This window comes from Actinomadura sp. NPDC047616, from assembly GCF_040642915.1.
Taxonomy (GTDB): Bacteria; Actinomycetota; Actinomycetes; order Streptosporangiales; family Streptosporangiaceae; genus Spirillospora; species Spirillospora miaoliensis.
This window is the reverse complement of record NZ_JBEYTB010000024.1, coordinates 62,800-85,154: the sequence shown is the minus strand read 5'-3', so window position 1 is coordinate 85,154 and position 22,355 is coordinate 62,800. Positions and strand designations below refer to the sequence as shown.

The 22,355-nt window shown below is 70.1% G+C and carries 17 protein-coding genes, 2 tRNA genes and 2 pseudogenes; 13 read left to right on the top strand and 8 right to left on the bottom strand.

All coding sequences use genetic code 11. The features are described from left to right. Positions 1–7: 7 nt before the first annotated feature. Positions 8–592, bottom strand: a pseudogene (locus ABZ801_RS38370) (alpha/beta hydrolase-fold protein); the annotation flags it as partial. A 233-nt stretch (positions 593–825) separates the two neighbouring features. Then, positions 826–1,320, bottom strand: a complete 495-nt coding sequence (locus tag ABZ801_RS38365) for an ATP-binding protein (RefSeq protein WP_360708027.1) — start codon at positions 1,318–1,320, stop codon at positions 826–828. Between the two features lie 441 nt (positions 1,321–1,761). On the opposite strand from ABZ801_RS38365, the gene ABZ801_RS38360 reads away from it, so the two are divergent. Both ABZ801_RS38360 and ABZ801_RS38355 read left to right on the top strand, forming a co-directional pair. Continuing rightward, positions 1,762–2,775, top strand: coding sequence for a hypothetical protein (locus tag ABZ801_RS38360; RefSeq protein WP_360708025.1), 1,014 nt, complete (start codon positions 1,762–1,764; stop codon positions 2,773–2,775). A 223-nt stretch (positions 2,776–2,998) separates the two neighbouring features. Continuing rightward, positions 2,999–4,735 carry a GMC family oxidoreductase gene (locus ABZ801_RS38355; RefSeq protein ID WP_360708022.1) on the top strand — a complete coding sequence of 579 codons (1,737 nt, stop codon included), beginning with the start codon at positions 2,999–3,001 and terminating at the stop codon, positions 4,733–4,735. 19 nt (positions 4,736–4,754) lie between these two features. On the opposite strand, the gene ABZ801_RS38350 is transcribed toward ABZ801_RS38355, so the two are convergent. After that, complete coding sequence (locus ABZ801_RS38350; RefSeq protein WP_360708020.1) at positions 4,755–5,294, bottom strand: TNT domain-containing protein; 540 nt, start codon at positions 5,292–5,294, stop codon at positions 4,755–4,757. A gap of 960 nt (positions 5,295–6,254) precedes the next feature. Here ABZ801_RS38350 and ABZ801_RS38345 point away from each other — a divergent pair. The 3 genes from ABZ801_RS38345 to ABZ801_RS38335 all read left to right on the top strand — a co-directional run bounded on the left by ABZ801_RS38345 (position 6,255) and on the right by ABZ801_RS38335 (position 9,767). Continuing rightward, the gene (locus ABZ801_RS38345; RefSeq protein WP_360708017.1) at positions 6,255–6,665 is read left to right on the top strand and encodes a hypothetical protein; all 411 of its coding nucleotides are present in this window, start codon (positions 6,255–6,257) and stop codon (positions 6,663–6,665) included. A gap of 150 nt (positions 6,666–6,815) precedes the next feature. Beyond that, positions 6,816–7,517 (top strand): SMI1/KNR4 family protein, encoded by a 702-nt coding sequence (locus tag ABZ801_RS38340; protein ID WP_360708014.1) that lies wholly within the window; start codon positions 6,816–6,818, stop codon positions 7,515–7,517. 546 nt (positions 7,518–8,063) lie between these two features. After that, positions 8,064–9,767 carry a sigma-70 region 4 domain-containing protein gene (locus ABZ801_RS38335; RefSeq protein WP_360708011.1) on the top strand — a complete coding sequence of 568 codons (1,704 nt, stop codon included), beginning with the start codon at positions 8,064–8,066 and terminating at the stop codon, positions 9,765–9,767. Positions 9,768–10,335: 568 nt separating this feature from the next. On the opposite strand, the gene ABZ801_RS38330 is transcribed toward ABZ801_RS38335, so the two are convergent. The 4 genes and pseudogenes from ABZ801_RS38330 to ABZ801_RS38315 all read right to left on the bottom strand — a co-directional run bounded on the left by ABZ801_RS38330 (position 10,336) and on the right by ABZ801_RS38315 (position 11,331). Beyond that, complete coding sequence (locus tag ABZ801_RS38330; protein ID WP_360708007.1) at positions 10,336–10,665, bottom strand: helix-turn-helix domain-containing protein; 330 nt, start codon at positions 10,663–10,665, stop codon at positions 10,336–10,338. Further along, positions 10,662–11,013: pseudogene (locus ABZ801_RS38325) on the bottom strand (type II toxin-antitoxin system RelE/ParE family toxin). The gene ABZ801_RS38330 and the pseudogene ABZ801_RS38325 overlap by 4 nt, the downstream one beginning before the upstream one ends. A gap of 139 nt (positions 11,014–11,152) precedes the next feature. Next, positions 11,153–11,226 (bottom strand) — tRNA-Phe (locus tag ABZ801_RS38320). Between the two features lie 27 nt (positions 11,227–11,253). Beyond that, positions 11,254–11,331 (bottom strand) — tRNA-Asp (locus ABZ801_RS38315). Between the two features lie 371 nt (positions 11,332–11,702). Here ABZ801_RS38315 and ABZ801_RS38310 point away from each other — a divergent pair. From ABZ801_RS38310 to ABZ801_RS38285, 6 genes are all read left to right on the top strand, one after another. After that, positions 11,703–13,157, top strand: coding sequence for an amino acid permease (locus tag ABZ801_RS38310; RefSeq protein WP_360708004.1), 1,455 nt, complete (start codon positions 11,703–11,705; stop codon positions 13,155–13,157). Positions 13,158–13,401: 244 nt separating this feature from the next. Next, positions 13,402–15,252, top strand: coding sequence for an adenylate/guanylate cyclase domain-containing protein (locus ABZ801_RS38305; protein ID WP_360708002.1), 1,851 nt, complete (start codon positions 13,402–13,404; stop codon positions 15,250–15,252). Between the two features lie 656 nt (positions 15,253–15,908). Further along, the gene (locus ABZ801_RS38300; protein ID WP_360707999.1) at positions 15,909–16,796 is read left to right on the top strand and encodes a glycerophosphodiester phosphodiesterase family protein; all 888 of its coding nucleotides are present in this window, start codon (positions 15,909–15,911) and stop codon (positions 16,794–16,796) included. 122 nt (positions 16,797–16,918) lie between these two features. Next, a complete protein-coding gene (locus ABZ801_RS38295) occupies positions 16,919–17,182 on the top strand; it encodes a hypothetical protein (protein ID WP_360707996.1) in 264 nt (87 codons plus the stop codon). Further along, on the top strand, positions 17,175–17,462 hold the full coding sequence (locus tag ABZ801_RS38290; RefSeq protein WP_344953780.1) for an SH3-like domain-containing protein: 288 nt from the start codon (positions 17,175–17,177) through the stop codon (positions 17,460–17,462). The genes ABZ801_RS38295 and ABZ801_RS38290 overlap by 8 nt, the downstream gene beginning before the upstream one ends. Continuing rightward, complete coding sequence (locus ABZ801_RS38285) at positions 17,449–18,036, top strand: nitrile hydratase subunit alpha (RefSeq protein ID WP_360707993.1); 588 nt, start codon at positions 17,449–17,451, stop codon at positions 18,034–18,036. Before ABZ801_RS38290 ends, ABZ801_RS38285 begins: the two co-directional genes overlap by 14 nt. 108 nt (positions 18,037–18,144) lie before the next feature. Here ABZ801_RS38285 and ABZ801_RS38280 read toward each other — a convergent pair whose 3' ends face one another. Beyond that, the gene (locus ABZ801_RS38280) at positions 18,145–19,431 is read right to left on the bottom strand and encodes a cyclic nucleotide-binding domain-containing protein (protein ID WP_360707990.1); all 1,287 of its coding nucleotides are present in this window, start codon (positions 19,429–19,431) and stop codon (positions 18,145–18,147) included. 941 nt (positions 19,432–20,372) lie between these two features. On the opposite strand from ABZ801_RS38280, the gene ABZ801_RS38275 reads away from it, so the two are divergent. Next, complete coding sequence (locus tag ABZ801_RS38275; RefSeq protein WP_344953771.1) at positions 20,373–21,245, top strand: helix-turn-helix transcriptional regulator; 873 nt, start codon at positions 20,373–20,375, stop codon at positions 21,243–21,245. Between the two features lie 273 nt (positions 21,246–21,518). Continuing rightward, the gene (locus ABZ801_RS38270) at positions 21,519–21,731 is read left to right on the top strand and encodes a DUF397 domain-containing protein (RefSeq protein ID WP_360707987.1); all 213 of its coding nucleotides are present in this window, start codon (positions 21,519–21,521) and stop codon (positions 21,729–21,731) included. Positions 21,732–22,355 lie beyond the last annotated feature (624 nt).

The following is a 22,355-nucleotide window of genomic DNA, read 5'->3' as shown; positions in this document are numbered from 1 at the left end:
CGTCAGGTCAGACCTTGTTGGCGCCGATCGCCTTCATCATCGCCGGCCACACGGACGACGCCTCACGACGCCATGCGGGCCAGTTGTGCCGCCCGTCGCCGTAGATGTGCGCCGTGTAGGGAATGCGCAACGCGTCCAGCCGCTTGCGGAAGTCCTTGTTGTTGGCGCCGATGGCGATCTCGCTGAGCAGGCCGATGTCCCAGGGCGCCACGTCGGGGTCGCCGGGCCCGGGGCGACCGGTGGTCCCGGCGGAGAAGAACAGCCCGGTGCCGCGGAGCTTGGGCGCGAGCTCGTACGGGTCGTGCGCGGCCCAGTTGGCGTCGTCGGCATAGGGAATGCCCCAGATGGCGAACGGGTCCTGCCCGTTGCCCGCGTTGGTGAGCACCAGCATCACCGGCATACCGGGTGAACGCATGGACAGCACACCGCTCAGGGACGCCACGTACTTGAACATGCCGGGATGACGTCCCGCGTAGGTCATCGCGCCGCCGCCGCCGGACGAGTTCCCGATCACGGCGCGCGCGCCACCGGCCCGGTAGTTGCGCTCCATGAGCTGCCGGACCTCAAGGGTGTGGAACGTCTCCCACCTGGGCGTACCGCCCGCGACGGACGGAGCGTGTCATGTGTCCCCCACTCGCAACGCTGCGCGCTCCCCAGACGGCCGCGCGTCTCCCGGGGGGGAGTGTCCACGCTCAAGACGATCAGAACTATGGGCTCCGGTGACAAGAAACCATCCCGCCACTGAGCCGTCGTGAGTCCCTTTGCGGCACCCGCGCGCAGGCGCTTTTGTCACTCCCCTTCGGCGTCGTCGGGAGGCGAGCGGCGTCAGGCGTTGATGACGAACCAGAGGAGCGTCTCGGTGGGGGTCTGCTCCAGGCCCCATTCTTCGGCGAGGCTGTCGATGACGATCAGCCCGCGGCCATGGTCGGCCGGGTGCCGGCACGAGGAGTCGGCGTCCCCGGCCGGTGCGCGGGCGGCCTCGGGGGCCGCGGGGCGGTTCGGCTGGAACGATCCCGCCTGGAACGGCGCGTCGTCCCCGTCCTCGGACGCGTGACCCGGGCGCCGCGCGGGGCCCTCGTCGCGGACCTCGACGCGCAGCCGCCGGCCGTCCGTGGCCACGCCGATCTGCACCACCCCGGTGCCGTGCAGGACGGCGTTGGCGACGGCCTCGGCGGTCATCAGCTCGATGTCGTCCAGCGCCGCCGGATCGCCCACCACCTTGGCGGCGCGTTCCCGGACGAGCCTGCGGGCGGCCCGTCCCTGCCGTGCGCCCTCGGTGAGGGCCAGCCGGTCGCCGAGGGCGTCCATCGCGGCGGTCATGGCGTCACTGCCGGTAGGGGCCGCCGCGCGGCGGAGTGCGGGAGGTCCCGCGTCCGTCGGGCCGGGGCCGGGTTCGTCCTGCCGAGCATCACGTGATCACCATTCCGCGGTCGGGTGCGCACCGCAATCATTCCCCTGCGCTGAGTGATGGGCAATGTGGCGCGCACACCGATGTTGACCTGATGTGGACACGCCTGCAAACCATGCGCCCACAGGACGTCATTCGGGTGTCGAGTTGCTCAATCCGGCACACATATCCACGACAATCTCCGTCATTCACGCAGATTCAACGGCCGGACGCTTGTGCCAACATCGCTATCACGGGCGGTGTCCACCGGTTGGCGGTATGTATTCCTTCCGTGTCGACGGCCGGACGGACGCCGCCCGCCGGTTTCACCCCGGCTCCCCCACTGTGGTGAGCCCCGCCCCCGGAGGTGCGCCGTGACAGCGGTACTGCTCGCATGCGCCGCCCAGGCCGTCTACATCGTCGCGTTCGTCTTGTTCAAAAGAGCCACAGGCGCGATGTCGCCGCTGACGGGACGCCGCCCCCTGCCGGTGCTGACGCAGGCGGCGGGCAGCGCGCTGTGGCTGCTGGGCCTGCTGCTGCTCGTCGCGGGGTTCGCCATGGGTGACGTCGCGCTGCTCAGCCTTCCGCTGGTGGCCGCGTTGCCCGCGTACGGGTTCGGCCTGGCCCTCGTGCTGTTCGTGGGGCACCGGTGGTTCGGCGAGCGTTTCGCCGGGCGGGAATGGCTGGGGGTGGCCCTCACGGTCACCGCGATGGTCCTGGCGGCGGCGTCCGTCGTCCTCGAGACGCGCGCAGCGGCCTTCGCCCTCCCCGGCAGGGACGAGGCACTGGCCGCGCCGGACGCGCCCTGGTGGACGGTCGCGGTGGTCGTGGTGCCGTCGCTCGTCATCCCGCTGTGGATGTTCAGCGTGGGCGACCGCGCCGTCCAAGGACGCCACGCCCGCCGCCTGACCGGAATCGCCTACGGCGTGGGCGCCGGCGTGCTCCTGGGCACGGCCGAGGTCTTCGGCCTGGGCACGGCCCTGATGCTCGCCGACGGACGCCTCGGCGTGCACCGCACCCCGCATCCCTACCTGTTCCTGCTCGCCGGGCTGCTCGGCCTGGGGCTGCTGTCGATCGGCCTGCAACGCTGCCGGCTGGGCGTGTTCGTCACCGTCCTCACGCTGACGGCGAAGATTCACCTGCTGCTGTCGGCGACCCTCATCTTCGGGGAGCCCTGGCCCCAGGACCGCGCCCTCTTCCTGCTGCGTGCCGCCGCGGTGCTGTCGGCCGTGCTGGCGGTGCTGACGTTCCCCAGGCACGAACGGCGCCGCGCACGTACGCCGTCCATGCCACGCCAGACGAACCGCATCGAGTGGCCCGCGAGCGGCCGCCCAGCTTGGCCGGGCCAAGCGCGCGCGGTCAACGTACAAGTTCCGTATGAGGGCTGACATCCGAAGCGTGCACCCAAACGTCGAACAAACACCTTGAGCAAGGCCCTCGATTCCGCCCCTCCACTGGGTGCCCTTTCGGATGGGCCGTTAGCCGGCATTTATCACGCTGCTCACAGTTCTCACCCATAGTTGCCACCTTTTCTGCGTGGTGCGCGGCACCGCGACAGGCCGATAGTCGGAGACCGTGTTCTGGCTTCAGGGGGTACTCGGGAGGTTGCCCATGGCGGCTGACCCCGGCGGCTTCGACGTCGACGTGGTCGTGATCGGATCGGGGTTCGGCGGCAGCGTGTCGGCGCTACGGCTGACCGAGAAGGGGTACCGGGTCGCCGTCCTGGAGGCCGGCCGACGTTACGACGAGTCCACCCTGCCCAAGACCTCCTGGCGTCTGCGCCGGTACCTGTGGGCGCCACGCCTCGGCCTGCGCGGCATCCAACGAATGCACCTGGTGCGGGGCAAGGCCGGCGTGCTGGTGCTGGCCGGCGCCGGGGTCGGCGGCGGCTCGCTCGTATACGCCAACACCCTCTACCAGCCGCCCCGCCCGTTCTTCACCGACCGCCAATGGGGACACATCACCGACTGGCAGGACGAACTCCAACCGTTCTACGACCAGGCCCGCCGAATGCTCGGCGTCACCCTCAACCCCCTGGTCACCCCAGCGGACGAGGCGATGCGCCGCGTCGCCGAACGGATGGGCGTGGGCGACACCTACCACCCGACCCCCGTCGGGGTGTTCTTCGGTGACGCGCACACCAAGCCGGGGGAGGAGACCGAAGACCCCTACTTCGGTGGCGCCGGCCCCCGGCGCAGCGCATGCACGGCCTGCGGCGGCTGCATGGTCGGCTGCAAGGTGGGCGCGAAGAACACCCTCACCAAGAACTACCTCTACCTGGCCGAGCGCGCCGGCGCCGAAATCGTCCCCGACACCACCGTCACGGCTGTCGCCCCCCGCCCGGACGGCGGCTACGACATACAGGCCGTCCGCTCCAGGGCGCTCCCCGGCCGCCGCCGGGTACGACTCACCACGCAACACGTCGTCTTCGCCGCCGGAACGTACGGAACCCAACGGCTGCTCCACCGCATGCGGGCCAAGGGCGCTCTGCCCCACCTGTCCCCACGCCTGGGTGAACTGACCCGCACCAACTCCGAAGCGCTCCTGGGCGTGGAACGCCTGACCCTGCGGCACCGCTCCGAGGACGTCGACCACAGCACCGGCCTGGCCATCACCTCGTCCTTCCACCCCGACGAGCACACGCACGTCGAACCGACGCGTTACGGGCCGGGCCAGAACCTCATGGGGCTCATCCGGACCCTTCTCATCGACGGCGGCGGCCGCATCCCGCGCTGGGCGAAGTTCCTGGGCCATGCCCTACGGCGACCCGACGTCGTACTACGCGGCCTCTCCCTACGGGACTGGTCACGGCGCACCATCATCGCCCTCGTCATGCAGACCGCCGACAACTCCATCACCGTCACCGAACGCCGCACCCTCCTAGGCCGCCGCCTGACGGCCCGCCAAGGCATCGGCGAACCCAACCCCACCTGGATCCCCGTCGCGCACAAGGCCGTGCGGCTGCTGGCAGAAGAACTCGACGCCACCCCTGGCGGCACGTGGTTCGACCTGTTCAACATCCCGACCACCGCCCACTTCATCGGAGGCTGCGTCATCGGCGACTCCCCCGAGACAGGGGTCATCGACCCGTACCACCGCGTCTACGGGCACCCGGGCCTGCACGTCGTCGACGGATCCGCCGTGACGGCGAACCTGGGCGTCAACCCGTCACTCACCATCACCGCCCAGGCCGAACGCGCCATGAGCTTCTGGCCAAACCGCGGCGACACCGACCCACGCCCCCCGCTGGGGACCCCCTACCGCCGCGTCCAAAGCGTCCCGCCGCGCAGCCCCGCCGTCCCACCCGACGCCCCAGCCGCCCTGACCCTGCCGAAGCCACCGACATGAGGGGCCGTGCGGCGAACACCTAATGAGCGACGACCATCGAACCGTCGGCGAGCAACTCCGCGATGGAGCGCTCGAAGATGTACGCGGTGCCGCCCCCGGGCTGCTCGAACGACGGCAGCGTCACGCCCATCAGCACCTTCAGCGGCCGCTGCAACCGGAACGCCTGGTAGGGACGGTTCGCCCAGTCCGGTGGCAGTGACCGCTGCGGCACGGGCGTGCCCGCGGTGAACGCCACGTTCCCGCTGTTGTCGCCGTAGCGATCGACCGTCGTCCCCGGAGGAAGCTCGATCATCTGCCGGTTACGGAACAGATTGAGTGGGGGCTCACCCGGAAGCGGCTCGATCGACCCGTCCTTACGCTTGCGCCCGGGCTTGAACAGCAGACCACCGACGAGATACGTCGCCGCCTGCTCAGGGGCGTCGAACATGGCGTGCCTGCGGCGCTCCCCATGACGCGATTGGAAAACCGCCCAGCGACCGCCCTCCGACACCATGCACCAGGCGCCGTCCACGACCTCGCCGATCCGGTACGCGCCGGAGTCCACGCCCAGTTCCTTCAAGCGCCGCTTCACCTCCGTCGCCCACTCATCCGGCGGAGCCGGCTGCGGAGGTACGGGGGCGTGAGGCGGTGGCATTGGCGGCGCCCCAGGAAACGGCGCCGGCCCACCCGGGAAAGGCTGTCCGTACCCCTGCGGCCACGCGGGCGCGGGCGGAACGGGCGGAGGCCCAGCGAAAGGCATTGCACCCGGCCCGTACGCCCCCGGCGCCCCCTGGAACGGCCCCGGATACGGTGCCGGAGGCGGCCCCGGCTGGGGCGGCCCAGGGGGAGGCAGCGGCGCGGGCGGATCCGGCTCCGGCTGACCGGTCGCGATTTCGATCGCCACATCCATCGTGGCGTCGTCCACCTCAGCCGGTTGGAAGTTCCGCGCCCGAATGTGATGGACCAGTTCGGGCTGCGGTGGAATGCCGTGCTCCTTGAGGTAGTAGTAGACGGCCCCCGCCCACACCCACGTCCCGTCGGTGTGAAAGACCAGGGGCACCTCGTCGCCCCGGGACGGATCGACCTGGTCCGGCGCGTACGACCGCGCCGCCATGACCACCTTTCCGTTCCGCAGGTACTGCACTACCCGCTCGACCTCGTGCTCTGGCACGGGAGGCCGCGACACCGACGGCCGCTTCCCGTTACCCGCACCTTCGTCGAACACCCGCGCCAGATGCATGCCCCCAGAACATACACACCGAACGCACCCCGAAATGCCCGAATGCCACGCCCCAAATCACAAACATCCCTGCCCAACCGGCGCAAACAACCCAAAACCCCAGGACGGCAGCCACCAAGAGCCCGGCAGCACCGCCGCCCGCGAAGACACCCAGGCGACCTCATCGAACAGCTCACCAACCAGACCACCGCCGCCAGCCTCGCCGAGGAGCCGACCGCCCCCCCGCCATCACCAACCACACCCAGGCTTTCCCGGGCCACTGAATTGATCCGTCAGCGGCCGGCGCACCGTTCCATTGGTATGGGAATCCTGCTGCGTCTACTCACAGCCGCGGGCCTGGCGGCCGACGCCTACGTCCACTGGCAGTTCGCACCGGACATGGCCCCCGGCCCTGGCGGCGGCGACGGCACCATCCCCGGCGACGACCTCTTCCGAGCCCAGGCCGTCCTCGCCGCGGTTTCAGGCGTCCTCGTCCTCGCCTGGGCCCGCAAATGGACCTACGCGGTCGCCTTCCTCGTCGCCGGAAGCGCCGTCGGCGCCCTCCTCCTCTACTACTACGTGGACGTCGGCCAACTCGGCCCCATCCCCGCCATGCACGACCCCGCCTGGTACACCGAGAAAACAATCAGCCTCATAGGCGAAGGAATAGCCACCCTGGCAGCCGCCACGGCCTTCCTGACCACCCCCCGCCCCTCCCACGAGCACCCGTAGCCCCTCCGCATCCCCAACCACCTCGGCCCGGCTCGCTGACCTGCTCAAAAATGCCTGCGCCGTCGCGGCTCCAAGCCCTTCGCCCCGACCGACGTGAACGCGTCGCTGTTACCCCGTGAGGTGGGACGGCCCTGAGATATCGTGCCGACCGTGACGCCCTCTGACTGGTCGGATGTAGGTGAACGGCTCGCGCGCCTGGCCGCTGACGCAGACGCAGGCGATGTCTTCGGGGCGACGAGTCACGGATGGCGCCTTGAGCCGCCGCTGAGCGCCGCCGAGATAAGAGAGATCGAGGAGCAGCTGAGGGTGGAGCTGCCTGGCGAGTATCGATCGTTCCTCTTGGAGGCAGGCAGAGGAGGGGCGGGCCCCGCGTATGGCCTCTTCCCGGTCCGTCGAGTGGATGGGCGATGGCGCTGGGAGGGCGACGGCGCCGATCTCACCGACCTCGACACGCTGGCGCAGCCCTTTCCGCACAGTGAAGCCTTCAACCCGGCCGACGCGTTGCCTGACCCGCCCGACGAAGAGGATTACAGTTCGCTGGAAGCCTTCAACGCAGCCGAGGACGCCTACTGGGAGAAGCACGACGAGGTCGTCTACCGGCCTGAGCATTCGATCGGGCTTCTCTACCTGTGCCACCTGGGCTGTGCGAATCGCGAGGCGCTCGTCGTCAGCGGACCGGCAAGGGGCCAGATGTGGGCTGACGACACCGCCGACGGCTGCGGTTTCCGGCCGCTGCTCGACACCGATGGGACCCCGATGGGATTCGCCCGGTGGTACCGGCAGTGGCTGGACAACGCCGAAGCCCAGCTATCCCACGGCCCTGACCGTTCCGCCTCACAAGTAGAGGCGTAAGGGATACGACCTCCAGCCCGTCTCGGCCGCCCGGCGCTCGAATAAGAACAGTCGGTAGGCCGCCACCGGGTTCAGCCAGGCGGTGTGCGCGGCGTCTAAAACCGGACCCGCCACAGGCATCCAGTGGCCGACGCGCCGCCGCGTTGCGACATCCGTCCCGCGTTCGGGTTCCAGGACGGGCAATACCGCCTCTCGTCGACCGGCACCGGGCTGTTCCTTCCGGCAGCGACAGAGAACTCTCATTCGCGAGCGGTGGGCGCTGTGCTCGTCCGGGCCGAAACCGACGACCCCGAGCGCATCATCCCGCTATCCGCCTCGCGCGTCACGGCCCGAGGCATTAAGCCGAACGCAAAAAACCTGGCCGAACCGGCCAGATGGGCCGGTCTTCCCCGTCCCGTATCGACACTCCCTGAAACCGGGCAACCTTCGTCGGAGCGGGGGCCGTATCCGCCAAGTTGCCGGATTGGCCTCAACGCGGCGCATACGACGGCCATCTCAATCCAGCCGTTACCGGCCGGTGCGCACAATGCGGGCGGGAGGTGCCCGATGCGGATGGTCGACCGCGAGCACTACGCCAACCTTCTGCGGCTCGCGTACCTGGTGCTGGACGACGGCGACGCCCCGCTCATGCGCGCCCGTCGCGTCGCCGCCGGCGCGGCCCGGGTGCGGCGCGGCGGTTACCCGGCCATGCGGGCGCGGCTCGTCGCGATCCTGCTGACCGAGCCGCCCACCGGGCGGCACCGGCTGCACCGCCTTGTCTTCGAGCCCGCGCGGACCCCGCCGGGGCCGGTCCGGGCGGCGCTGCTGGAACTGCCGCCGCACGAGCGGCTCGCCTACCTGCTGCGCCGCGACGGCCTCACCGCACCCGAGGTCGCCGCCGAGCTGGGCGTCCACATCCAGGTCGACTTCCGGGACGTCGACCGGGCCACCGCCGCCGTGGACGGCCGGACGGGACTGGACGAGGCCGCCCAGCGGGCCGAGATCGAGGCGTTCGACCCCGACCTCGTCCGGCTCCGCCCGCCACCCGCCGGCCCGCCCGCCTGGCGCACCGCCGTGGCGGCCGTGCTCGCGGGGGCGCTGCTGGTGGTCGCCGGGTTCGTCCTCACCCGGCCGGACGAGGGGGCCGGCGAGCCCTCCGCGATCGACCCGCGCGCGTGGCGGACGACCGGCACGCCCACCATCAACGAGTGGCCCGCCCAGGGCGGGCTGCGACACGACGCGAGGCTGCTGCGCCGGGCCGCCGACGCCTGGCGGGCCGACCGCCGCGACCCGCCGATCGGCCGCGTCGTCGTCCTGTACGCCGGGATGGTGGACGGCGCGTCCCTCGTCGTGCTGCGCGACTCTCCCGGCCCGCGGGAGACGCCCAGCGTGGCGCAGTACTTCGAGCGGCGCCTGTCACGCGGCGTGGAGTCGGTCGGCCGACTTGGGACGGGCGCGGGGCAGCTCATCATGCTGGGCATGACGTGGCGCTACCTCGTCCCGCCATGGCTGGGGGACGTTCGGGCGGCGGTGCCGTCCGAACGCTCTCCGGACTGGCTGCCGGTGACGGTCCGGGACGGGCTGAGCGATCCGTTGCCGTGGCACTGGTTCACACCGCGCTGCCAGAACTACGTGGTCTTCCAGATGACGTTCCGTCCGGCCACCGGCGGGCGGCAACAGACGGTCACGCAGCTCGCCTCGAACAACCCGCGGTCCCCGGCGCCGCGGGTGTGGTTCCGCGACCCGCCGGAACAAAAGGAGCGGTTCCGCTGGGCGGCGCTGCACGCCGTCGCCTGCGAGTCGGCGATGACGCTGAGCGAGTCGGGCGACCTGCTGCTGGGCCACCTGTGGAGCGGCGAGTTGCCTGACGGCGGCGACCGGGCAACGCTGCTGACCGTGGACGCGTCCTCGCCGCGGGGCGCCCCGGGCATCTCGATCCTGATCTCCGACGATGGACGGGCACTGTCCGAGCGGGGCAGGACGAACAGCGACACCACCTCCTCAGCAGGGACGATGGCCGCCGTCCTGTGGTGGCGGTCGCCCCAGCGCTGGCATCTGGTGGCGGCGGCGGGTCCGAGCGTCGTACGGCTGAAGACGGTCGGCGAACTGGGCTCACACGAGAAGGGCCAGGACCGGCCGGGCGGGTCGCCGCTGCTGGTGGTACCGGGCCCACGCGCTGGCGGCACACCCCCGGAGACGGCCCGCCTCCCGGTCGTCCAGGTCGTGGCCTACGAACGGGACGGCGACCGCACAGTCCTCAGCCCTCCATAAAAAGACTGAGCCCAACCCGGAGAAGCCCTTCCCAGCCATGTCCTTCTAGGAAAGCCAGCTCGACCTGTGACAAGAGGTATGGAGCACGCCAAATGCAGGCCCACATGGAGTGACCGACCTCGGCTACCGCGACGCAACTTCTTGAGGTTGCGAAGCTCGCCGTGTTCCAGGGTGTCGACGAGCGGCCGTCCCACCGTCACCCCGACTTCGGCCAGCCTGTAGATGGCCTACTCGACCAATGCAGCAGTGCGAATCCTCCCGAAGAACCAGCTCTCGACAGGTTCCAGGACGAGAGGCGCCACCGATCTAACCTCTGGCTCATATCAGCCTCGCTGACCGGCCGCCTGCCGCCCACGGGTTGCTGTCAACAAAAACACCCCGGGCCGCACAGCTCCGGGACGTTTCTGCTGCTCACCGGATGTGGGCAGGGGCAGGGCCAAACCGCCGACCTTCCGCTTTTCAGCTATGACAACGCCCCTGCCGGTGAGACATCGACCGAGGCCGACCGGCTGCCGGAGTGCGCCCGTGGCCGGGGCTGGTGGCCGCTGTTGCTGTCAGCCTCGGCGGCTCAGGCGACCTTGATGGAGTGGGGGCCGACGCTGACGGTGATGTCAACATGCCCCCCAAGCGCGGTGGCGTAGGCGCGGAGCGTCTCCAACTCCATGGCTTCAAGATCGCCGTTCTCGATCTGGGAAACCCGGGATTGCGAAACTCCGAGAACTTGGGCTACCTCGGCCTGCGTCTTGCCGACGGCCTTGCGAAGTTCCTTGAGGTGGTGGCCGTCGACGTAGGCGTCCAGTTCGGCGCGTGCTCGGGCCTGGCGCTCGGGGTCGGCCAGTTCGGGGTTGCGGCGGTGTGCTTCGGCCTTGATGTCCTGCCAGCGGCGTCCAGTGCTCATCGTCCGGCCTCCTTGTCCTTCGCGGCCCGGTACTCGGCGTAGCGGGCTTCGGCCAGTGGGATGGCCTCGTCATACCAGCGGGACCACCGCCCGGCCTTGTCTCCTGCTACGAGGAAGATCGCGGCACGGTCCGGATCGAAGACGAACAGCATGCGGATCTCGGATCGGCCTCGGCTGCCGGGACGCAGCTCTTTGAGGTTGCGGAGCTCGCTGTGTCGAGGGTGTCGACGAGCCGCCGTCCCAGCGTCGGCCCGACCTCGGCCAGCCTGTCGATGGCTTGCTCGATCAACGCGGCGGTGTCCACGTCGGACTCGCACAGCTTGAGGAACCAGCTCTCGACAGGAGGATGACGTCCCAGGCCGCACCGCCAATATAACCTCTAGCTCATATCAGTGGCCGACCGTCCGCTGTGTCATGGTGGTTGTTGCTGTCAACGACAACGCCCCGGGCCTGCTGGCTCCGGGGCGTTCTGGCTGCTCCAAGGGTGTGGGCAGGGGCGGGGTCGAACCGCCGACCTTCCGCTTTTCAGGCGGACGCTCGTACCGACTGAGCTACCTGCCCATGACGCGCCGGAGACGGCGGCACGCCTGGCGGTCCTGACGGGATTTGAACCCGCGGCCTCCACCTTGACAGGGTGGCGAGCACTCCTAACTGCTCCACAGGACCTTGCTCTCCTGAGCCTAACCGCTCCGGAGGTGTTCCCTGACCGGCCCTCGCCGGTGTTTGGCAACGACCGAGAGCATACGCGATGCCCGAGGTGAGCGCCAACTCGATATCGCGGCCGCCGGGGGGCCGGGTGGGACGGTGAGGACGGGTGTTGAGAGGGAGAAGGTGCTGGTGGGAGCCGCTTCGGGCGGGTGGGCGCCAGTGGCGCCGCGCAAAGTGTCGGTGTCGTCGCGTACGGTGACATTCGGATGTGGCGGTGCGGCGTTCCTGCTGGTTTGGGCGAGTACTTAGTATGACCGGGGTCACCCACAAGGGGACTGCAGACGCCGCCGTTCCATCGGACGGCGGAGAAGAGAAAGGCCCAGAGGCACATGGCTCCAAACACTGCCGACAGGCCCCCTGAGGAGGCTCAACCGGCCGGGGAGGGCTATCACCGGGCGCTCGGCACCCGGCAGATCCAGATGCTGGCGATCGGTGGCACCATCGGCACCGGTCTGTTCCTCGGTGCGGGGACCAACATCGCCAAGGCCGGCCCCAGCCTGATCCTCACCTACGCGGTCGCGGGGCTGGCGCTGTTCTTCGTGATGCGGGCGCTCGGCGAGCTGCTGACCTACCGGCGCGCCCCGGGCGGGTTCGCCGACTACGCCCGGGAGTTCCTCGGGCCGTTCTGGGGATACGCGACGGCCTGGACGTACTGGGTCATCTGGGTGACCACCGGGATGGCCGAGCTGACCGCCGCGGGCAAGTACGTGCAGTACTGGTGGCCCGAATTCGACCAGTGGAAGACCGCCCTGATCGCGCTGGTCGTGCTGTTCGTGATCAACCTGATCTCGGTGCGGCTGTTCGGCGAGCTGGAGTTCTGGTTCGCCATGATCAAGGTCGCCGCGATCGTGATGATGATCCTGGTCGGGCTGGCGGTGCTGATCTTCGGGTTCACCGACGCCGGACGCACCGCCTCGGTGACGAACCTGTGGTCGCACGGCGGGGTCTTCCCCAACGGGTTCGGCCACACCCTGATGACGCTGCAGATGGTCATGTTCGCCTACCTGGGCGTCGAGCTGGTCGGCGTGACGGCCGGCGAGGCCAAGGATCCCGAGAAGAACATCCCCCGCGCCATCAACGCGCTGCCGATCCGGTTCGCGCTGTTCTACCTGGGGTCCCTGCTGGTGATCCTGTCGGTGGTGAGCTGGACCGAGTTCGAGGAGGGCACGAGCCCCTTCGTGCTGGCCTTCACGAAGATCGGCATCCCGGCCGCGGCCGGCATCGTCAACTTCGTGGTCCTGACCGCCGCGCTGTCGTCCTGCAACGCGGGCGGCCTCTACTCCACGTCGCGGATGCTGCGGACGGCGGGGGCCAACGGCGACGGTCCCCGGAGCCTGGCGCGGCTCAACGGCCGTGGCGTGCCCGTCCTGACGGTGGTGATCTCGGCGGTGGTCATGGGTATCGGCGTGGTGGTGAACGCCGTCGTCCCGGAGAAGGCGTTCGAGTACATCACCTCCGTTTCCACCGGCGGCGCCATCATGGTGTGGGCGGTCATCGTCGTCGCCCATATGCGTTACCGCCGCGCGGTCGCCGCGGGACGGCTGGCCGCCGCCCCGTACCGCATGCCGGGCGCGCCGTTCACGAGCCTGCTGGTGCTGGCGTTCTTCGCGTTCGTCACCGTGCTGATCGCGTGGGAGGCCGACACCCGTGTCGCGCTGTACGTGATGGCGGGCTGGCTGGTGCTCGTCGTCGCGGGATGGCCGTTCGTCCGACGCGGCTCCCAGCAGGCCCCTGTGGCCGCCGTCCCGGCATCTGCCAGTAGTACCGCCCGCAACACCACCTGACCGGGGCGCCGCCGTAGGGACACATCGTCCTTACGGCGGCGTCCAGCCGTATGTCCTCGCGGTGAGGAGTTTTTCATCGCGTCGACTTCGGGGCGCTTTAGGGTGAATGTGTCGCCGGGGTCGGGGGACGACGGCCGTCATGGACCTCGGGAGACCGGGGAGGGCAGAGGTGACCGGCAGGGCGGTGGCACGTGGGCTCGGAGCCCGCCTGGACCTCCCCGGTGTCCCCCGGACCATGCTCGAGATGCGCGTCCGCTGGGTGCTGCTGGTCGTGGTGGGCCTGGCCAACCTGGGCGGCGCCGCGGTGGTCCTGCTGTTCGCCATCTTCGTGGTGCCCGACCCGCCGCTCGCCGACCCCGAGTACGCGCGCGTCGTCAACACCGTCGCGTTCTTCAGCTATCCGGTGGTCGCCGCGCCCGTGACGCTGCTCGTCGGGCTGCGGCTGTGGCGCCCGGTCGTCCGGCTCGTCCGCGACAAGGGCGTCCCCGACGCGGCGCAGCGGCGCGCCGTGCTGCTCGGGCCGCTGCGGCTGACCCTGCTGGTGGGGGTGATGTGGGGCGGCGGCGCCGCGGGCTGGGCCGTGCTCGACCTGACGCTGTTCACCGGCCGGCTGGCCGTCAAGGCGGGGCTGACCTGCCTGCTCGGCGCGATGACGACCTGCACCATCGTCTACCTGCTGTCGGAACGGCTGCTGCGCCCGGCGGCCGCGCTGGTGCTGGCCAGCGAGCCGCCGCGCGGCCTGCGGCTGCCGGGCGTCACCACGCGGGTCATGCTCGCCTGGGCGCTCGGCACCGCCATCCCGATCCTCGGCCTGATCTGCGTGGCGATCGCGGCGCTGGTCACGCCCGGCATCGGCACCGCGCAGCTCGCCATCACCGTGCTGGGCCTCGGCGGGGCCGCGCTGGTGGTCGGGATGCAGGTCACCTACATCGCGACCCGTGCCGTCGCCGACCCCATCGCGTCGGTGCGGGAGGGCATGGCCCGCGTCGAACGCGGCGACCTCGGCGCCCAGGTCGAGGTGTACGACGCCAGCGAGGTCGGCCAGCTGCAGGCCGGGTTCAACCACATGGTCGCCGGTCTGCGCGAACACCAGCGGCTGCGCGACCTGTTCGGACGGCACGTCGGCGAGGAGGTCGCCCACCTTGCGCTGGAGAGCGGCGACATCAGGCTGGGCGGGGAGACCCGCGAGGTCGCCGTGCTGTTCGTCGACCTGGCCGGTTCCACCCGCCTCGCCGACAGCCGCTCACCCGACCAGGTCGTCGTACTGCTCAACGCGTTCTTCGGCGTGGTGGTGAACGTGGTCGGCCGCCATGGCGGCTGGATCAACAAGTTCGAGGGCGACGCCGCGCTGGCCATCTTCGGCGCGCCCACCCGTCTCCCGGACGCCGCGGGCGCCGCGCTGGGGGCCGCCCGGGAACTGGCCGCCCGGCTGCGCACGGAGGTGCCGCAGCTGGACGCGGGCGTCGGGGTGTCGGCGGGCCCGGTCGTCGCCGGCTACATCGGCGCCGAGCAGCGCTTCGAGTACACGGTGATCGGCGACCCGGTGAACGAAGCCGCCCGCCTCAGCGACCTCGCCAAGACCTTCCCCGGCCGGGTCCTGGCCTCCGGCGCCCTGCTACGGGAGGCCCGCCCGGCCGAGGCCGAGGAGTGGGAGCTCGGCGCCTCGGTCATCCTGCGCGGCCGCAGCAAGCCGACCAGGCTCGCGATGCCTCGTCCGCCCTTCGTCCCCACCGCCCGGCGGCGCCTTCTCCCGCGCCCCCGCGTCGTCCGCCGCCGACGGCTTCCTGCGGGCGACACGTCGCCGTGGCCGGGGATCGTCCGGCAGGCGAAGCCGTCCCGCACGAGAATCCCCGGCCTCAGGCCCTTCAAGCGATCCGAATCCGCAGACGATGCACCCCGCCCAAACCAGATCAAGTCCGCGCCCACCCCTGCACGCCCCATAGCGAACGACCACCCAGTGCCCCCACCCAGAACCGAACCCACACCCTCGCCCAGCACCGAACCCAAACCTTCGCCCGGGGCCGTGTCGATGCCGTCGCGCGGTGTTGAGTCGATGCCGTTGTCCGGTGTTGACGCGACGGTGGATGACGGTTGATTTCATCGCGCCGGGCCGGGTGATAGGCGGCGGCCGTTTGGCGTTGTTCGCGTGGTGTTGGGGTTGTCGGCGTCGAGGCGTCCGGTGCGGTGTTCGGTGGTTGTGCCTGGTGGGTTCCCTTTCTGGTGTCTGCTCGTGCTGGCCTGTTCGTGAGGTGTGGGAGAGCGCGTCTTTGCCGGTGACGGTTGGTGGATTGGTGTTCAGGGCGGCGTGGTGTGGCGCACGATGGTGGGCGGGGGCGACGAGGCGGTCAGTGTGTGTAGCAGCAGCGAAGGTTGGCGAGGGCCGGGGGCGCCAGCGCAGTAGTACGGCCCAGGGGAGGGGCGACGCGTTGCTGAGTGGCAGGGCGGTGGGTGGGGCCGGTGGCGGCGGGACCCGGTGGGGGGCTTTTCGCTGATTGGGGCCGTGTCGTGCGGCGGGTGGAATGTGGGCGGATGGCGTTTTTGGGTCGCGGGCCGCAGAGCGCGTGTCGGGGGGTGATGTGTCGCCTTTGGTGGTGTGGCGGGGGAGCAGGCGGGCGGATTAAGGCGGGCCGATAGGGCGGGTGCGGCGTGTCTCGTCCATCTGGATTACGCGAGCTGCTATCGATCTGTTACTTGAGTGTCACCGGACGGCTCAAGGGTTGGACCGACATCGCCTACCTGCAAGGGGTGCCAATGTTCCGACGGCTCGGTCTCACCCTCGCCGCCGCCGTGGCCGCCACGCTGGTCACCGGTACAGCGGCGGACGCGGACGCGGCCGCATCGACGTCGAACCTCGGGAAGGTCACGGTCGTCGCGCACCGCGGTGCCTCCGCGTACGCGCCGGAGAACACCATCGCCGCGTTCAAGCTGGCCCGCAAGCAGCGCGCCGACATGTTCGAGCTGGACGTGCAGGAGACCAAGGACCACAAGCTGGTCGTCATCCACGACACCACGCTGGCCCGCACCACCAACGTGGAGGAGGTCTTCCCCGACCGGGCGCCGTGGCGGGTCGCCGACTTCACCCTCGCGGAGATCCGCAAGCTGGACGCCGGGTCGTGGTTCGGCGCCGAGTACGCGGGCGAGCCGGTGCCGACGCTGGGCGAGTCGCTGCGCGCCATGCGGCACAGCGGTATCGGGCTGCTGCTGGAGGTGAAGTCGCCGGAGCTGTACCCCGGCATCGAGAAGCGGATCGCCGACGAGCTCAGGCGCAACCCGCTGTGGCTGCTGCCCGACCCGCGTGAGCGCAGGCTGGTCGTGCAGTCGTTCAACTGGGAGTCGATGGAGCGCTTCAGCGACATCATGCCGGGGGTGCCGATCGGCCTGCTCGGCACGCCCACCGTCGAGCAGCTGCCCGCCCTGGCCGCGGACGCCGACCAGATCAACCCGCGCCACACCGATCTGACCTCGGCGTACGTCAAGCGGGTGCACGCGCTGGGCATGGAGGTCTTCACCTGGACGGTGAACGACCCGGCCGCGATGCGCAACGTCATCGGGCTCGGCGTGAACGGCGTCATCACCGACAAGCCGGACGTGCTGCGTCAGGTCCTGACCGGCGGCGTGCGGGAGCGGGCGGCGGCCTGATCTTCGGCACGCGGGCTGTACGTCGCGCCGCCGACCCCCGCAAGGGTAGTCGGCGGCGCGGCCATTTACCGGCCCGCACAGCGGCCTGTGCATCGAGGCGGGGGGCGGGGTAGCGTCGGGTTATGAGCAGGGTGCACGACATGGGCGGCCAGGACGGGTTCGGTCCCGTGCCGGTCGTCGTGGGGGACGAGCCGCCGTTCCACGCCGACTGGGAGGCTCGCGTGTACGCGCTCAACATGACGCTGGTGCGCAACGGGGCGTACCACCTGGACGAGCTTCGCGACGCCATCGAGAGGCTTCCGCCGGAGGTCTATCTGCGTAGCTCGTACTACGAGCGCTGGCTGCAGGCCATAGAGAACCTTCTGGAGGAGAAGGGCCTTGGCTGACGACGGACGCGCCGCCGTGTACGGGCCCGGGGACCGGGTGCGGGTCCGCGCCGTCGACCCGCCGCACCACACTCGTGTGCCGCGCTACGTGCGGGGCCAGGTGGGCGAGGTCGTCGAGACGCACGGGGCGTGGCCGTTGCCGGACGACCGCGTCCGCGGCATCGACCCGCCGCGCGTGGAGACCGTCTACAGCGTGCGTTTCGCCGCCCGCGACCTGTGGGGGACAGGCCGGCACACCGTCGCCGTCGACCTGTGGGAGTCCTACCTTGAGCCATGCTGACTCGCCGGTGGCCGCGCGCGTCCGCCGCCTGGAGGAGCGGGCGATCGCGGCCGGGCTCACCAGTGACCAGGAACTGGACGCGACGCTCGGCCGGTTCATGCGGGACGCGTCGCCCACGAACGGTGCCCGGCTGGTGGCGCGCGCCTGGACCGACCCCGCCTTCCGTGAACGCCTGCTGTCCGACGGCAACGCCGCGGCCGCGGAGGTGAGGCTCGGCACGTCCGGTTCGGTGCCGATGAGCTACCGGCTGAAGGTCGTGGAGAACACCGCGCGCGTCCACAACGTGATCGTGTGCACGTTGTGCTCCTGCTATCCGGTGTCGCTGCTGGGGCCGTCCCCGTCCTGGTACAAGAGTCACGCCTACCGCGCCCGGGTGGTGCGGGAGCCGCGCGAGGTGCTCGCCGAGTTCGGCCTGACCCTGCCGGACGAGGTCGAGATCGCGGTGTGGGATTCCAGCTCGGAGGTGCGCTACATGGTGCTGCCGCGCCGTCCCGACGGCACCGAGGGGCTGGCGGAGGACGCGCTGGCGGCCCTGGTCACGCGAGAGGGTCTCATCGGCACGGCCGTCCTGTGACACGCGGCCGGTGACGCCTCATGATGAGCGCCCGGCGGCGGAGACGGGGGGCGCAGAGGCCGGGCGCGGGGTGGACCCGGCGGTGCGCGCAGCGGTGAGAGGCGGCGGTCAGGCCGCGGGCGGGATGGTGGCGCTGGACAGGTGCATCCAGCCCGTCAGTTCCGCGTCCTTCACCTTGCAGGTCACGCGCTGGTAGCTGGCCGGGTTCACCAGGCCCGGAGCGTGCGCGATGACGAACTCGTAGACGAAGGCCGAGGCGATGAAGCCGACGTCGGCCTGGGTCCGGTCGAGCCATTCCTTCAGGATGGGCGCGTTCAGCAGCCGCGCCGTCTGGATGATCGCCAGGCCGGAGACGCCCTGGTCGTCCGGCACGACGGGGCCGACGTGCAGCGCGACCCGCAGCTGGAAGCGGGTGGCCTCGCCGGCGGCGCGGTTGTGGCGGCGCAGCCCGGCGGTGAGCAGCGCGAGCATCGGATCGACGAGGCGGCGGGTGGGAATCTCGGCGGGGACGATCACCAGGGCGCCGTCGCCGCGGTCCTCGCGGTGGCACGGTTCCCAGGGGACGTCGGAGTCCTCCAGCGCGCCGCGCAGCAGGTCGTACATGACGCGGCGCACGACGAGCCGGTCGTCGTCGGTGCGGTGCGTTCCGCTGAACCGCACGATGTCGGTGAACAGGATCGTGCAGTTCTGCCCGGCGCGGATGTCGGCCACCGGCGCGGTCACCGGCGCGGACGCCTCGGGGGAGGGCGCCACGGCGTCGTCCGCCGCGCGCGGGTGGGGCACCGCCGAGGCCACCACGGGCCACGGGGAGTCGTTCGCGTAGGCGGAGGTGGCGGTCTGCTCGGTGAGCCGGTCGTACATCTGCTCCTCGATGACGCGGAGGATGCGCGGATGCTCGGCCAGGACGGCGGCGAACGCGCCGGTGGACACGCGCAGCGCGTGGACGGTGTCCAGCGCGACCACGGTGGCCGAACGCCGCCGCACCTGCATGGCGGCGCGCTCTCCGATCAGGTCGCCGGGACCGCGGACGGCGATGATCCGCTCCCAGCCCTTGCGCCGGACGCAGATCTTCACCCAGCCGGACCGGATGACCAGCACGTGGCCGGCGGCGTCGCCCTCGCGCCACAGCACATGACCGATCGGCAGCCCGACCGTCTCGGCGTCCCTGGCGAACGCTTTGCGTTCGGCGTGGGTGAGGGCTCCCCAGAACCCGCGGCCGGTGGCGGGCTGGGCATGGGCCGCCGTGGTCGGCTGGACGTGAGCGGCGGGCTTTGCCGGCTGGGCGTGGTGATGTTCGCGCACGGCCTGCTGGCGGCGCGTCCTGTCCACGGATCGCAGGGACGGACGGCTGACGATCGCGTCCGGGTCGTGCCGGTGGGGGTGGAAGGTCATCATCGCGCCCTCCCGAGCCGGGTGCCGTCCCTCTGTGCCGCGCGCGGGCGGCCGGGCGAGGGGACACCGGACGGGACGGGCGTACGGCGAGGGGTGCGGAGCGACGTCGTGAGGGAGCTCGACGGCCCGGTCGGGGCCGCGGGACGACGGCGCACAGAAATGACGTCGGCTTTCCGACGCGGATTCTGCTGTGTACGCATGGTCGAGAATCCCAAGTCTCGAAGGCGGCTTGCGCGGGCACCCGGATCCGGTCGCGTGGCCTGGGAATATCGGGCGATGGAGCGGTGTGTAATGCGCAAGTCGCGGTCACCTATAGCCTCTGCCGCTTGATCGCGGTTAGACTGGGTGAGTCCGCTGGAGGTGTTTTGCCTGGTCAAACGGCCGAACTGCGGCGATGACGCGGGGCGGTCACGGCTCGGCGAACTCATCTGACGGCTCCGAAGGGTCGCCCTCCGCTTTCCTTCGATTCGCTTGGCTGGCTACCGGTGATCGATGGAGAGCGCAGGGTGGCCCTTGGCTTTTCCAGGTGAATGCTCGGAATGTCGATGCCTGCGGGACCTCCTTTGTGCGGACGGCCCGGCGTGGGCGCCCCGGGCGTGGCGGGGCCGGTGCGGGCCGGCCGAGTGGAGCGTCGACCCGGAATCCTGACCCTGCGTCAAGATCGTTTCTTTACTCTAACATGCCGTGACGCTGTATGTCAGCGCGTATCCTGTTAATCTGCTACCTAGCACCGTACAACATGGTCTAGTGCCGCGCAGCAGTACGCAAGCTGAATTCCGCGTTACCGGCCACGTGACGGAGGGGTGTTGGGGTACAACGGAACGGCGACGCCGGGGGTCAGCTGTCGAGTTGCAGGTGACCGGCGCGCCAGGTGCCCGACTGCCAGGTGGCACATCGGCATGTGATATCGACCACACTGCGACTACCTAGAGTGAGCGTTTGCGATGGCTAGTGATCAGGGCCCGGTTGTACAGAGCGCGCTGTTGCGCAGTGAGCTCGTCAGGCTCCGTAAAGAGAAGGGAATGACGCAGGAGCAGGTGGCACGGGCTCTGGAGTGGTCCCCGTCCAAGGTCATCCGGATCGAGGGCGGAAAGAACGCCATCACCCGGACCGACCTGCAGGCCCTGCTGATGGTCTACGACGTGACGTCGGAGAGCCGGCAGGAGCGATTGCAGGCCCTGGCCCGCGGCGCCCGCGAGCCCGCCTGGTGGAACGCCTACAAGAACGAGCTGGACGACACTTTCCTGAACTTCGTCGGCTACGCGGCCGGGGCGTCCTTCATCCGGAACTTCCACGGCACGGTGGTGCCCGGCCTCCTGCAGACCCGCGAATACGCCGAGGTGCTCGCCACCGGCATGGCCAATCCCACGAGCCGGGCGCTCGCCGTGAAGCTGCGCATGCAGCGCCAGGAGGAACTCGCCAGACGCGAGAACCCGCCCCGGCAGTACTACATCATCGACGAGGCCGTGATCCGCCGCCATGTCGGCATCCAGACCGACCCGGTGATCATGCCGAACCAGTTGCGCCACATCGCCGACTCCGCCGAGCGCAGCGACCTGCTGACCGTCCGCGTGATCCCCTTCTCGCGAGGGGCCCACCTGGGCATCTACGGGCCCTTCACGCTCCTGGAGTTCGAGGGCGGCCTCGGCGACGTCCTGTATCTGGAGGGCCGTCCGGGCACCAGCGCGATGATCACGGGCGACGAGCCGCGCATCGCCGAGTACCGCGACAACTTCGAGGTGCTGCTGGAGGAGGCGCTGCCGGCGGGCGAGTCCCTCGAGCTGATCCGGCAGGCCGCCGAGGACCTGATGACCTGACCGAGAATGCCGCTCCGGCATCCCTGACCTCGATCGACGCGGAGGTGAGCGCCGCACCGACACCCCTAGGCCGAGTGGGCGTCATAGCGACATCATGTGATCTTGTGCTCCCGGTGTAGGCGGGATAACTGAAACCGTTTACACTCTTGTCCGGGAAATTTTCCACAAGGTCGTGGTTTGTCATGCCCTGCTCGGCTTTGGGCCTGGTGGGTGATCTTGTCTGGATGACTCGTGCGACAGGCCCCGCCGGCGACATTCACAGAGGGGTGCTGGATGGCCGATCGTCCGTCGTCGAGGAGCCGGCTCGCCTGGCGCAAGAGCGGCGCAAGCCAGGAGGGTGACGAGTGCGTCGAGGTGGCGGCGCACGAAGACCGCGTGCTCGTGAGGGATTCGCGTGATCGCTCCGGCGGCATGCTCGTCCTGGAACGGACGCAGTGGCGCGCGTTCCTCCACCACATCAAGAACGGCGACGCCGAACCGCGATGAGCGGCTCGGCCAGGCCCGCCGTGTGTCCACGTCCGGGACGGTCCGAGGTCGTTCGGTGACGCCCTCCCGGACGCGCTCCCGTCCATGCCGACATGACTAACGCACGATTAGGCGTCCACAGTTTTACGTAGCCGTGCCATCGGCCGAAACGGACGGCGGCGTGCTTCCGCAAAGCGTCCGTACCGCCAACGGGCCTGTTGCGCATCGCGAAACCCCCGCGCGGGCGCAAGAAGACTGCACGGGGGGTGACTGCGTGGGATCAAACGGTGGGTGACGATGCGGACGGCCGCATCAACTGATCGCCCCGGAATGTGGGCCTTGGCCGGGCCCTCCGTCTGCGGTGCTGACGTGCGTGAACAGGTGGAGTTGTGCCGGAGGTGCAGCGGCGTCCTGGGATGAGCGGCGGAGTCGCGGGGTGTGCGTGAGGCATAGCGGAATGTGTTTCCGCAACAAGGTGGGCGTCGTCTTCTGTGGATTGTGCGCCATCGCCCTGGGCGGGAGGTGCGACGTCATGCGCACTTGCCGGTCGACGGAAGCGGCGAAAGTTCTACCCAACGTGTCGTTTTGTTCGCGATGGGTTGGACTTTGTCGCGGAGATGCAAGCAGCCGGCGAGAACGGACGCG